At 72.9% G+C, this 12,226-nt stretch carries 11 protein-coding genes; 4 read left to right on the forward strand and 7 right to left on the reverse strand.

Annotated elements, in window-relative coordinates:
• Positions 1–6: 6 nt before the first annotated feature.
• The 3 genes from OG871_RS34080 to OG871_RS34090 form a co-directional block, all read right to left on the reverse strand.
• A complete protein-coding gene (locus OG871_RS34080) occupies positions 7–1,584 on the reverse strand; it encodes a phytoene desaturase family protein (RefSeq protein ID WP_371502109.1) in 1,578 nt (525 codons plus the stop codon).
• Between the two features lie 69 nt (positions 1,585–1,653).
• The gene (locus OG871_RS34085; protein ID WP_371502110.1) at positions 1,654–2,322 is read right to left on the reverse strand and encodes an enoyl-CoA hydratase-related protein; all 669 of its coding nucleotides are present in this window, start codon (positions 2,320–2,322) and stop codon (positions 1,654–1,656) included.
• 200 nt (positions 2,323–2,522) lie between these two features.
• The gene (locus tag OG871_RS34090; RefSeq protein ID WP_371502111.1) at positions 2,523–3,365 is read right to left on the reverse strand and encodes a hypothetical protein; all 843 of its coding nucleotides are present in this window, start codon (positions 3,363–3,365) and stop codon (positions 2,523–2,525) included.
• Positions 3,366–3,574: 209 nt separating this feature from the next.
• Between OG871_RS34090 and OG871_RS34095 the strand changes: the two genes are divergently transcribed.
• A complete protein-coding gene (locus tag OG871_RS34095; protein ID WP_371502113.1) occupies positions 3,575–4,582 on the forward strand; it encodes an NADP-dependent oxidoreductase in 1,008 nt (335 codons plus the stop codon).
• A 32-nt stretch (positions 4,583–4,614) separates the two neighbouring features.
• Here OG871_RS34095 and OG871_RS34100 read toward each other — a convergent pair whose 3' ends face one another.
• Positions 4,615–5,250: a TetR/AcrR family transcriptional regulator gene (locus tag OG871_RS34100; protein ID WP_371502114.1), complete on the reverse strand. Its 636-nt coding sequence runs from the start codon at positions 5,248–5,250 to the stop codon at positions 4,615–4,617.
• A 149-nt stretch (positions 5,251–5,399) separates the two neighbouring features.
• Here OG871_RS34100 and OG871_RS34105 point away from each other — a divergent pair, with 149 nt between their 5' ends.
• Positions 5,400–6,671 carry a YncE family protein gene (locus tag OG871_RS34105; RefSeq protein ID WP_371502115.1) on the forward strand — a complete coding sequence of 424 codons (1,272 nt, stop codon included), beginning with the start codon at positions 5,400–5,402 and terminating at the stop codon, positions 6,669–6,671.
• A 112-nt stretch (positions 6,672–6,783) separates the two neighbouring features.
• Here OG871_RS34105 and OG871_RS34110 read toward each other — a convergent pair whose 3' ends face one another.
• Positions 6,784–7,317, reverse strand: a complete 534-nt coding sequence (locus tag OG871_RS34110; protein WP_371502116.1) for a DUF4328 domain-containing protein — start codon at positions 7,315–7,317, stop codon at positions 6,784–6,786.
• A 386-nt stretch (positions 7,318–7,703) separates the two neighbouring features.
• Here OG871_RS34110 and OG871_RS34115 point away from each other — a divergent pair, with 386 nt between their 5' ends.
• On the forward strand, positions 7,704–8,750 hold the full coding sequence (locus OG871_RS34115; RefSeq protein ID WP_371502117.1) for a glycoside hydrolase domain-containing protein: 1,047 nt from the start codon (positions 7,704–7,706) through the stop codon (positions 8,748–8,750).
• A 67-nt stretch (positions 8,751–8,817) separates the two neighbouring features.
• On the opposite strand, the gene OG871_RS34120 is transcribed toward OG871_RS34115, so the two are convergent.
• Positions 8,818–10,278 carry an amino acid permease gene (locus OG871_RS34120; RefSeq protein WP_371502118.1) on the reverse strand — a complete coding sequence of 487 codons (1,461 nt, stop codon included), beginning with the start codon at positions 10,276–10,278 and terminating at the stop codon, positions 8,818–8,820.
• A gap of 478 nt (positions 10,279–10,756) precedes the next feature.
• On the opposite strand from OG871_RS34120, the gene OG871_RS34125 reads away from it, so the two are divergent.
• Complete coding sequence (locus OG871_RS34125) at positions 10,757–11,011, forward strand: hypothetical protein (protein ID WP_371502119.1); 255 nt, start codon at positions 10,757–10,759, stop codon at positions 11,009–11,011.
• Positions 11,012–11,141: 130 nt separating this feature from the next.
• On the opposite strand, the gene OG871_RS34130 is transcribed toward OG871_RS34125, so the two are convergent.
• Positions 11,142–11,876, reverse strand: a complete 735-nt coding sequence (locus OG871_RS34130; protein ID WP_371502120.1) for a Mut7-C RNAse domain-containing protein — start codon at positions 11,874–11,876, stop codon at positions 11,142–11,144.
• Positions 11,877–12,226 lie beyond the last annotated feature (350 nt).

Consider the following 12,226-nt stretch of genomic DNA (forward strand, 5'->3'; position numbering starts at 1 on the left):
CGTCGGTCACCGCCCGAGCGCGGCCATCGCCGCGTTGTGCCCGGGGATGCCGCTGACGCCGCCGCCGCGGATCGCGCCGGCCCCGCACAGCAGGACGTTGGGGTGGCGGGTGGCCACCCCCCACCGGTCCTGCGGATCGCCGTACGGGAACTGCAGGTCCCGGTGGAAGATGTTGCCGCCCGGCATGCCCAGGTCGCGCTCCAGGTCCAGTGGCGTCTTCGCCTCGATGCACGGCCGCCCCCGCTCGTCGCGGGCCAGGCAGTCGGCGAGCGGCTCGGCGAGGTGGGCGTCCAGGGGTGCCAGCACGGCCCCGAGGGCGGCCTCCCGGGCGGCGTCCCCGCCGTCCGCGAACAGCCGGGCGGGCAGGTGCAGGCCGAACAGGGTGAGCGTGTGGTACCCCTGCGCCGCGAGCTCGGGGCCCAGGATCGACGGATCGGTGAGCGAGTGGCAGTAGATCTCCGAGGGCGCGGACGAGGGCAGCCGGCCCTCGGCGGCCTCCCGGTACGCGGCTTCCAACTGCCGGTAGGACTCGGCGATGTGGAACGTACCGGCGAACGCCTCCCGCGGGTCCACCGTCTCGTCCTTCAGCCGGGGCAGGCGCCGCAGCAGCATGTTGACCTTGAGCTGAGCCCCCTCCGGCGCCGGGCCGGCCGGGGCCTCGCCCAGCAGCCGGGCGAGCACCCGGGGGGCCGCACCGCACAGCACCTGACGGGCGCCGACGGTGTGCTCGGTGTCGCCGGACCGGAAGGTCACCTCGGCGGCGGTACCGTCGGTGGCCACCGCCGTCACCTCGCACCCGGTGCGCAGCTCGGCACCGGCCGCCCGGGCCGCGTCGGCCAGGGCCCCGGTGAGCGCCCCCATGCCGCCCACGGGGACGTCCCAGTCCCCGGTGCCGCCGCCGATCACGTGGTAGAGGAAGCAGCGGTTCTGCCGCAGCGACGGGTCGTGGGCATGGCTGAACGTGCCGATCAGAGCATCCGTCAGGACGATGCCGCGGACCAGGTCGTCGATGAAGTGCCGCTCCACGGCCTCGCCGATCGGGCGCTCGAACAGGGTGTCCCAGGCCTCCCGGTCCGCCACCCGGTCGCGCAGTTCCGCTCGGCTCGGCAGCGGTTCGGTGAGGGTGGGGAACACCCGCCCGGCCACCTGTCGGGTCATCCCGTAGAACGCCTGCCACGCCTTGAACTCCCGGTCGGATCCGGTCAGTTCGCGGAACGCCGCCGCCGTCCTGGCGTCGTCGCCGGCGTCCACCAGCAGCCCGGTCGGCCGCCCGCCCCGGACGGTCGGGGTGTACGAGGAGATCCGCCGCCTGCGTACCTCGAAGCGCAGCCCCAGATCGGCGACGATCTTCCTCGGCAGCAGGCTCACCAGGTACGAGTACTGCGACAGCCTCGCCGCGACACCCGGGAACGCCTGGGCGGACACCGCCGCCCCGCCGGTGCGGTCGAGCCGCTCCAGCAGCAGGACGCTGCGCCCGGCCCGGGCCAGGTAGGCGGCGGCGACGAGGGCGTTGTGCCCGCCGCCGATGACGACGGCGTCGTAGGACGCGCGGGCGGGAGGTCCCGCCGCCGGATCGGGCTGCATCCCGCCGTCCTATCAGGGCCGTACGGCGGTTGGCCAGAGGGCGGACCGGTCGGACCGGCCGTGTCCCGGTCAGCCGAGCGGGATGTCCTGCGCGAGCGCGGCCAGGACGTGCGGGTACATCCGGGTCTTGATGGTGCCGAGGGTGGGCCCCGCCTTCGCCGTGTGGGCGGCGGCGAGCTCGACGGCCGTCCGGCGTACGGCGTCCTCGTCCGCGGTGCGGTCGACGATCGCCGCGGCGAGGGCGTCGTGGCCGCCGTACCGGCGGGCGGTGGTCATCGCCTCGTGCGCCGCCTGCGGGGCGAGGCGGGCCTGGATCAGCGCGGACATCCCGGGGGTGAACGGGATGTCGATCTCGGCCTCGGGCAGGCACCAGTAGCCCCGGTCGCCGCGCATCACCCGGAAGTCGTGCGCCAGCGAGAACATCGCGCCGGCCGCGAAGGTGTGCCCCTGCAGGGCGGCCACGGTGACCACCGGCAGGGTCAGCAGCCGTGCCAGCAGCGCCTGGACGCCGGCGACGTACTCGCCGGCCCGGTCGGCGTTGGCGAACAGCCACTCCAGGTCCAGGCCGTTGGAGTAGAACTTGCCGGTCGCGGCGGTCACCAGGGCGCGCGGCCCGTCGGCCTTCTCCACCTCGTCCAGCAGGGCGCCGACGGCGGCGAGCCAGTCGGGGTGGAAGCGGTTCTCGGTGTCCCCGAGATCGAGGACGAAGACGTCGTCGTGGCGGTCGAGCGTCGGCATGGCTGCTCCTTCGCAGGGGTCGTTCGCGGGGGTGCTCCGGGCGGCGGCCGTCGGTGGCGGACACTGAAGCTACCGATCGGTAACTTATCCGAACCGCCCGCCCCGAGGAAGGCCCCGGGCGGAGAACGCGGCCTGGGCGATCTCCGAGGCGGAGTCGGCCCGGGCCCCGGGCCGGCCGCGGGGGTGAGCCCGGGGTGCAGCTACGGCTTCTCGAACAGCTGGGCGATGCCGCCCGCGGAGAAGCACAGGGCGCCCGCGAACGTCCCCCAGTTCGCGATGTCGACGTTGACCAGGCTGCCGGTCTCGGGCCTGGTGAACGCGGCCAGCGCCGAGACCAGGAAGAGCACCGAGCCGAGCTGGTTCACCGCGACGATCCACCAGCCGAGGTCGTGCGGACGCAGGCCCGGCCGGCCGTGGCAGACCTCCACCATCGCCAGGTGGCCGGAGGCCAGGAACAGCAGGCAGCCGACCAGGTCGGGGGTCCAGATCAGCCGGTTCACCTGCTGGGCCGACAGCCCCTGCAGGAAGGAGTCCAGCAGGTTGATCCCGAACACCAGCGTCCCGACGAACAGCAGGAACGTACTCAGCCAGTCGATCCGCAGCGGCTCGTAGCTCCACCACCGCCACCCCCTGGCGACCAGCGGCTCGGCCGCACCGCCGCGCCGCGGCGCGTTGACCGCCTGGAGCAGCGAGGCGTACCCCCCGGTGTTGAAGCACAGCCCCCCGGCGAAGTACACGGACGCGACCTGGGTCGGCGTGCCCGACCCGGCCTGGGCCACCGCCGCACCCGCCGCGAACAGCGCCCCGCCGATGGTGAACGCGACCGCCGCCACCAGGTTGAGCCGGCGCAGCCGCCGCAGCACCGCACCGTCCGCACGGTGAACGGTCTCGGCCGCGTCCGCGGCGGCGGCCCGGATGGTGAGCGCCCCGCGCTTGCGCGCCGCCCGCGACTCCCAGACCGCCGAACCGCCCCCCGTCAACCGCCAGGTGACCCTGGTGGTGAAGGGGCCGGCACCTTCAGTACGCCCGTCGGGTCGGTCCACCACCCGAGCGTAGCCCCGTGCCCGCCGCACCCCCGGCGTACGCGGCCGAACCCGCACCGATCGGCCGAGCGGGACGCCGCGGGCAGGGCCTTGGCGGATGACTAAGCGCTTGCTTAGACTGAGGGGAAACCACGGGGCCGCCCGTTCGAACGCCGTGGTGCGCCGACCCGGGGCCGTCCGTCGGTGCACCGCCAGCCACAGGAGACGCCATGCCGGGAACGAACCGCCAGATCCGCCTCGCCGCCCGTCCGGTGGGCGAGGTGAAGCCCGAGGACTGGGCCCACGTCACCGAGCCGGCCGTGGCCCCCGGTGAAGGCCGGTTCGCCGGCCGGACCAGGTACATCTCCCTGGACCCGGCGATGCGCGGGTGGCTCGACGACCGCCCGTCGTACCTGCCGCCGGTCGGCCTCGGCGAGGTGATGCGGGCCGGGTCGGTGATCGAGGTGACCGAGTCCGACCACCCCGGCTTCCGGCCGGGCGACCACGTGGTCGGGACGTTCGGCGTCCAGGAGTACGTGGTCTCCGACGGGAGGGGCGCGCTCAAGGTCGACCCGTCGGCCGCGCCGCTGTCGACCTACCTGGGCGCGCTGGGCATGCCCGGCATGACGGCGTACTTCGGCCTGCTGGACGTCGGTGCGCTCAAGGAGGGCGAGACCGTGGTGGTCTCCGGGGCCGCGGGCGCCGTCGGCACCATGGTGGGGCAGATAGCCAAGGTCAAGGGCTGCCGGGTGGTCGGCATCGCCGGCGGCGCCGAGAAGTGTGCGCTGCTGACCGAGGAGCTGGGCTTCGACGCGGCGATCGACTACCGCTCGGAGGACGTCCGCACGGCGCTGCGCACCCACGCCCCGGACGGTATCGACGTCTACTTCGACAACGTGGGCGGCGAGATCCTCGACGCGGCGCTGACCCGGCTGGCGATGCACGCGCGGGTGGTGATCTGCGGCGCCATCAGCCAGTACAACAACGAGACGGTGGTGCAGGGCCCGTCGAACTACCTGACGCTGCTGGTGCGCCGCGCCCGGATGGAGGGGTTCGTGGTCTTCGACTACGCGCCGCGCTTCACGGAGGCCGCCCGGGAGATCGCCGGCTGGATCGCCACCGGCCGGATCAAGGTCAAGGAGCACGTGGTCAAGGGCGACCTGGACGACTTCCCGCAGACCCTGCAGATGCTCTTCCGCGGCGAGAACACGGGCAAGCTGGTGCTGGAACTGGTCTGACCGCCGCCGTCGCCGGTCCGTCCGCCAGCCCGTCAGCGGGCGGGCGGACGGACCACGCCGAGCAGCAGCGCCACCAACTCGTCGACGACCTGGTCGAGGGTGGCCCGGAACTGCTCGGCCGTCCAGTCGTGCAGCAGGCCGTTGACGGCGCCGATGAAGGCCGTCGCCGCGATCCGGTAGTCGCGCGGCGCGGCCTCGCCGCGGCGGACGGCGGCCTCGGCCTCCGCGACGATCAGGTCGACCCAGCGGCGGCGCCGGACCAGCCGGCCCCGCTCCAGCTCCGCGCTGACTCCGATGATCTCGACGAAGGCGATCCGCAGCCGGCGCGGGTCGTCGGTCGCGGCCGTGACGTAGGCGCGCAGTACGGCCGCGATCCTCGGTTCGAAGGCCCGGCCCGCGGTGTCGGCCAGGGCCCGCAGGACGGCCTGCTCGGTCCGGTCGTTGACCAGCAGGTGCAGCTGGGTGAGGACGTCCTCCAGATTGCGGAACTCCTCGTAGAACTGACGGGTCGACAGTCCGGCCGCCTCGCACAGGCCCGTCACCGAGGAGGCCCGGTAGCCGGGCCGGTCGCCGAACTGCTCCAGGGCCGCCCGCAGGAACCGCTCCCGCCGCTCGGCCCGGCGCTCCTGCGCCGACCTGCCGCCGTACGTGCCCGTGGCCTGCCGCACTTCCCCGCCCCCGCCCGATGGTCGCCCCCGCCCGTCCGATTGTCCCGCACCGGGGTCTTGTCAGGGCCGCCGCCACCTCCTTACCGTCGAGTAGCGCAATCTGACCAATCGTCTTTTCAGACTTGGCATCCAGCTGCGAAGGAGTCGCGATGTCCCGCTCCGTTCTCGAACCACGGTGGTTACGGCGTACCCGGGCCCTGGTGGGCATCGCGGCCGCGCTCGGCCTGGCCGCCGCCGGTCCGGCCACCGCCGCCGCTCCGGCGGGCTCCACCGGGCTGCGGGAGGTGATGTTCGTGGGCAACAACTGGGACGGCACCGCGGACGTCGTCGAGTCCACCGGTGCCCTCGGCAGGGTCGGCCGGGTGAACGTCGTCCCGGACAAGGACGCCCGCCTCGCCGAGATCTACCTCAACCCGGTCAAGCTCGCCTTCTTCCTCGGCATCCGGCTCGGCCCGGGCGAGGGGCACGACCAGTTCGTCGACGACATGTACTCCACGCCGGACGGTTCGGCCGTGGTCGTCTCCCGGCCCAGCTTCGCCGACGTGGTCTCCATCGACCTCGCCACCGGCGCGATCAACTGGCGCTTCCCCGTGGCGGGTTACCGCTCGGACCACATGGCCGTCTCGCCGGACGGCAGGCGGGTCGCGGTCTCGGCCTCCACCGCGAACACCGTCCACGTCCTCGACATCCGGACCGGCGCGCAGCTCGGTGAGTTCCGGACCGGCGACAAGCCCCACGAGAACCTCTTCACCGACGGCGGCACGCGCATCTGGAACATGTCGATCGGCGAGGTCAACACCGCCCTGGACGCGCCCTGGCTGGACTGGACGAAGGGCGACCGCCGGATCACGGTCGTCGACGCCACCACCTTCCAGCAGGTCAGGGTCATCGACATGCGCGAGCGGCTCGACGCCGCCGGCCTCGTCGGCCTCTCCGACGCCGTCCGTCCGGCCGTCTTCAGCCCCGACGGGACGAAGCTCTACTTCCAGGTCTCCTTCTTCAACGGCTTCCTGGAGTACGACGTCGCCACGGACCGCATCACCCGCGTGAAGACCCTCCCGAAGTCCCCCGCGACCAGTGAGGACCGCACCACCTGGGTCAACGACTCCCGCCACCACGGCCTGTCGGCGAGCCCGGCCGGCGACCGGCTGTGCGTCGCCGCGACGATGGACGACTACGCCACGGTCGTCGACCGGGCCACCCTCCAGGAAGGCCCCCTGGTGCCCGCCTCCAAGCCGTACTGGGCAACCGTCAGCGGCGACGGGAAGTCCTGCGTCATCTCCGAGAGCGGCGCCGACCGGGTCACCGCGATCGACTTCGCCACCGGCCTGAAGACCGCCTCCGTGGCGGTCGGCGACCACCCCCAGCGCGTCCGGATCGGCCACGTCCCCGCAGCCTGGACCGGCCCGGCCGGCCACTGACCGACCCGCTCCCGGACGAGCCCCTGCACCGGCCGATCTCCGTCAGCGGAGACCTGTGGGTCTGGTCAGGCAGTGGTGAGCCGGTTGCCCGACATCCGCGCACACCGGCCGGTCAGGCCGTCGGACCGTGGGCGGCGGTGAGTGCGATGCGAGTGCGCTGGGCCGAAGTCAGCTGCCTGACGACCGCGATCGCGAGAACCGAGGCGGCGACGCTCACCACTGCCGCACCAGGAGAGTTGAAGGTGTCCTCGTCGAGGTGGAGGAGCCCGTAGATCACGAGCCCGGCGGACTTGGCCAGCCATGTGATCCACCAGGCGTTGACCGTCCAGGCGCCCCGCGCGCCGCTGGCCCGCCACATGTCCAGGGTGACCCGGCGAGGTGCCCACCATGCGACGACGGGGATGAACCATGTCCTGACCGAAGCATCCACCCCGTACTTGTGCGTGTCAGGCGCGAACACCTCCGCGTTGAGACGGCAGCGCCGGAACCAGCAGAGGAACACCACGGCGGTGCCCAGAAACAGCGGTATCACGAACGGGGCCACCGCATAGGTGACCGCCGACCACTCGGGGGTCGCGATCGTCACCGCCATCGCCACGACGCCGCCGGCCTGTACGACGAGCATCGCTTGGGCGGCCGCGGCCAACGGGCGGGGGTCGCGGACCCGGCCGCGAAGGGCGGCGGCACCAAGCCCTGATCCTGCCGCAACGTTCGCCGACCTCACGGGCAACCTCCACCGGGGATGACCACGGTGCTGATCACCGCAAAGATCGTCTGGAGAATAGGGGGGCGTACAACACAATGTCCATCCGCCGGCTTCCAGAATCCCTGGGACTGCGTGAAACCTGCCTCTCGGACCGTTCGTCAGTGGGCACCGACGAGATCCGGCAGGAGACCGGGCAGAGGCGAGGGGATGGCGCCGCCCCTCCCCTGGTGGAAGGCCCCCCGCCGCAGGTGGTAGACAGTGTTCCCTGTCACCGCCCCCACCGGTCATCCCCATGCACCGGGTCACCTCACCGGTAAGGGATGCCCATGCCCGCAGACACCGTTCTCCGGCGCCGCGCCGCGCTCACCACCGTGAGCGTCGTCGCCGGCGCACTGGCCCTGGGCGGCTGCGCCGAGCCGGCTGCCGATCCGAGGACGGCTCCGGCGAGCACGGCGACGCCGGCCGGCGATGCGGCGACACCGTCCGCGTCGCCCTCGGACGGAGCCGAGGCCTCGGCGTCGGCGTCGGCCTCCGCCTCCCCGTCGTCGTCGGTCTCCGCCTCGGCGTCCGCCAAGGGGTCCGCTTCGGCCGCCCCGTCGGGCGGGACGCCGACTGCGGCCCCGGCGCACCCGGTCGCCGGGGCGCAGGCACTGTCCGCCGACGGCACGTTCACCGGGCTCGCCTTCGACACCTGTACCGCGCCGCCGTTGGCCACGATGACGGCCTGGCGGGGGACGTCCCCCTACGGCGCCGCCGCCGTCTACATCGGTGGTCGCAACCGCGGTTGCGCTCAGCCGCAGCTCACCGCCTCCTGGGTGGCGGCGGTGGGTGCGGGGGGCTGGCGGCTGATCCCGCTGTACGTCGGGGCGCAGCCGCCGTGCCAGACCGGCAGCAGCCCGGAGAAGATCACCGCGGCGACGGCGGACTCGCTCGGCGCGGCCGACGGCGCCGATGCGGTGGCCAAGGCGTCCGCGCTCGGGATGAAGCCCGGCAGCACGCTCTATCTGGACGTCGAGGCCTACAACGCCGCCGATGCCGCCTGCGGCGACGCGGTCCTCGCCTACACGCAGTCCTTCGACCGGGCGGTGAAGGCGCGCTCGTACCGGCCGGGCTTCTACGGCTTCGCGGGCTCCAGCGCCGCCGGCATCGCTAAGGCGGCCGGTCAGGGTGCGCCGGACCTGCCCGACGCGCTCTGGTACGCGAAGTACGACGGTGCCGCCGACACCACCGGCGGCTTCCCGTACGCGGCCGACCTGTTCACCGGCCACCGCCGCGCCCACCAGTACCAGGTGAACCAGAAGGAGACCTACGGAGGCGCCGCCCTCACCGTGGACCGCAACGCCTGGGACGCGCCGGTCGCCGTGACCGGCTGATCCGTCGGGCCGTGACGCGCAGGGACCCCGGTCGGCCGACCGGGGTCCCTGCGCGTCGTGGGGCGGCTCAGTGGCCGGGCCCGCCCACGGGCTCCAGCTGCTCGGCGGCCACCGCGGGTGCGGCGTCGCCGCGGCGCTTGAGCAGCGCCCAGCCGATCGCCAGGCACACGGCCCAGCCGGCGCCGACGTAGAGCGAGACGCGGCTGTCCGGGTCGATGGCGATGAAGACGGTCACCATCAGCAGGAAGGCCACTGCGATCCAGCTGCACACCGTGCCGCCGGGGGCGGGGAAGGAGGAGGCCGGGAGGCGGCCGGCGACGACCGCGCGGCGGTAGCGGATGTGGCTGACCAGGATCATCAGCCAGGTCCAGATGCCGGCCGCGGTGGCGACCGAGGTGACGTAGCCGAAGGCCTTCTCCGGCACGACGTAGTTCAGCAGCACGCCGACGCCCATCAGGACGGCGGACAGCGTGATGCCGACGGCCGGGGTCTTGCTGCTGCTCAGCCGGCCGAGTGCCCTGGGGGCCTCGGAGTTGGCGGCGAGGTCGCGCAGCATCCGGCCGGTGGAGTACATGCCGGAGTTGCAGGAGGAGAGCGCGGCGGTGAGGACGACGAAGTTGACGATCGCGGCGGCGAACGGAATGCCGATCTTGGAGAAGGCGGCCACGAACGGGCTGACGCCCGCCTGGAACTCGGTCCACCGGACCACCATCAGGATCACGCTCAGCGCGCCGACGTAGAAGACGATGATGCGCCAGGGCAGGGCGTTGATGGCCTTGGGCAGGGTCTTCTCGGGGTTCTCGGACTCACCGGCGGTGACGCCGATCAGCTCGACGGCGAGGTAGGCGAACATCACGCCCTGGAGCGTCATCAGGCTGGAGCCGACGCCCTTGGGGAAGATGCCGTCGTACGCCCAGAGGTTGGAGGCGGCGGCCGTGTCGCCGGCCTGGCTGAAGCCGAAGGTGACCACGCCGAGGCCGATCACGATCATGCCGACCAGCGCGGTCACCTTGACCATCGAGAACCAGAACTCGATCTCGCCGAACAGCTTCACCGAGATCAGGTTGGCCACGTACAGGACCACCAGGAAGACCAGTGCGGTGACCCACTGCGGGACCTGCGGGAACCAGTAGTTCACGTAGATCGCGGCGGCGGTGAGCTCGGCCATGCCGGTGACGACCCACATCAGCCAGTACGTCCAGCCGGTCACGAAGCCGAAGAACGGGCCGAGGAACTCGCGCGAGTACTCCGCGAAGGACCCGGAGACCGGGCGGTACAGGAGCAGTTCGCCGAGCGCCCGCATGATGAAGAACACGATCACGCCGGCGACGGCGTACATCAGGATCAGGCTGGGGCCGGCCTTGGCGATGTTCGCGCCCGCGCCGAGGAAGAGCCCCACGCCGATGGCACCGCCGATGGCGATCATCTGGACCTGGCGGCTGTTGAGTCCCCGCTCGTACCCCTCTTCGGGAGCGGTGCCGGCCGCCGTGCCGCCGTCGCTGTGCCTGTCGACCTGCACTGAGGTCATGGTGATGCGCCTTTCTCCATGCGCGGTCCGTGGCGGCAGGCCACGGACCGGATCACGATCCCCCCGGATGTGGATGGAGTGCGTGCCGGCGGTCCGCCGGCCCAGCGCACTGCTCGGACAGGGGTGGCGTCCGGCAGCGATCGTGCAGATCTATCACAGCGGGCAGGCCCTCCCAGGCTTGGACATGTGGTGTGGATCACCAAAAAAATGGGACAAACTTGGATCAAATCGTGCAGAAACGGTTCAACCTGTTGATCTGATCGTTATCCGGATCTGAGCCTCCTCTGAGCGAACAGATCCGGCCAACGACCAGCGGGGAGCCCGCCTACGCCGGACGGGTGGCATCCGGCCGCGCCCGGTTGCGGGGTGGGCCGGGCGCGGCCGGCTGTCGCATTTGATGGGGTCACACCTGGAGATGAGCGCCTCGGACCGGTCCGCACCGGTCCGTCCGCCGGGACGAAGGGCAGGGAACACGCCCATGGCAGGTCGGGACCACCGCGGTCGCAGTGGCCGCGGACCGCTGATCCGGCGGCTGGTGCACGCGGCCCTGGGAGCCCTCGCGCTGACCGCGGCCGCGCTGCCCGCGCAGGGCGCGGACACCCGGGACCTCGCCCCCGGCACGCGGTTCACCCCGCCGGCCACCTCGCTGATCGCCGAGCCGGCCCCGTTCGACGGCTCCGACGGCCGGGTCCACCGCTCGTACGGGCTGTTCGCGACCGACGCGCGCGGCTAGCAGGTACCCCTGCGGATCGACCGGGTCGAGGTCCTGGCCGCCGACACCGGCGTCGACCCGTCGCCGTACGACGGCCGACACGTGAACCAACTGCCGCTCGACCGCACCGCCGTGGTCCTCTGAGGCCGCGTCACGAGCGCGACAGGCCGCCGAACTCGGCCAGGGCGTCCGCCACGATCGCGTTCAGGCGACCGTGGTGGGCGCCCCGCCAGTAGACCTGCCCGCAGTCACCGCACTGCGCGAACACGTCGTACGAGCGCTCGGTGCCGTCCCGGAGCTGCTCCTGCACCGCCTCCTTCGCGGCACTGTGCAGCTGCCCGTTGCAGGCCGTGCACCTGGTCCACGGCGCGAGCGGGGGAGCGAACCGGGACAGCACGTCCCGGAGCTGGTCGTCGGGGCGGGAGCTGTAGACGTGGGCGCCCGCCCACAGCTCCCGGCGCCGCAGCAGCCCGCGGTCGCGCGAGAGCATCACCCGCTGCTCGGCGGCCGAGCGCGCGGCCAGGGCGGCGTCGCCGATGTCCACGCTCTCGTAGGCGGCGTCCACGCCCAGCAGCCGCAGCCGCCTGGCCAGCGTCCCGAGGTGGACGTCCAGGAGGAAGCGGGCGGGCCCCGGGAGCTGCTGCGGCCGGCTCACCGCGCACACCGAGATCTCCTCGCCGGCGCCGGGGACGTGCGAGGCGCCCACCGGCCGTCCGCCCGCGAGGAGCGCGCCGACCTCGGTCAGCGGAACCCCCATCGACTCCACGACGTGCCCGAGCGTCGACGAGCCGTCCGTGCGGACCGCCGACCGCCCGGCCCGCTGCGCCGAGGCGACGAAGACGTGCAGCTCAGGGGCGAACTCGATCCAGATCTCGGGTCTCTCCACCCGCCCAGCATGCCAGCGGGGCAGGCGCCCCGGCCAGGCATTTCCCGGCCCGCGGACCCCGCCGGACCGTCAGGTCCGGCCGGGCCGGCCCGGCCGCGTCCGCGTGCGCACCCCGTTGGCCCCGGCTCGCTCGCCCGGCCGGCCGTGGTCACACACAGTCAGAGCCCGGCCCGCGCAGGCCGGATTGCGGGCTCCCGGGCCATACGGACGGTCACCGGATCCGGTGACGGCGGCCCAGGATGCAGGAACCTGCCGACCCTCGCAACATGGAAGTGTCAGAGCCCCACGGCGGGCTCGGCCGCCCCCGGCCCGTCCGCCGTGCACCCATCCATCCCCGGCTGTGGGGTCGT

Source organism: Kitasatospora sp. NBC_00374 (assembly GCF_041434935.1).
In the GTDB taxonomy this organism is placed as follows: Bacteria; Actinomycetota; Actinomycetes; order Streptomycetales; family Streptomycetaceae; genus Kitasatospora.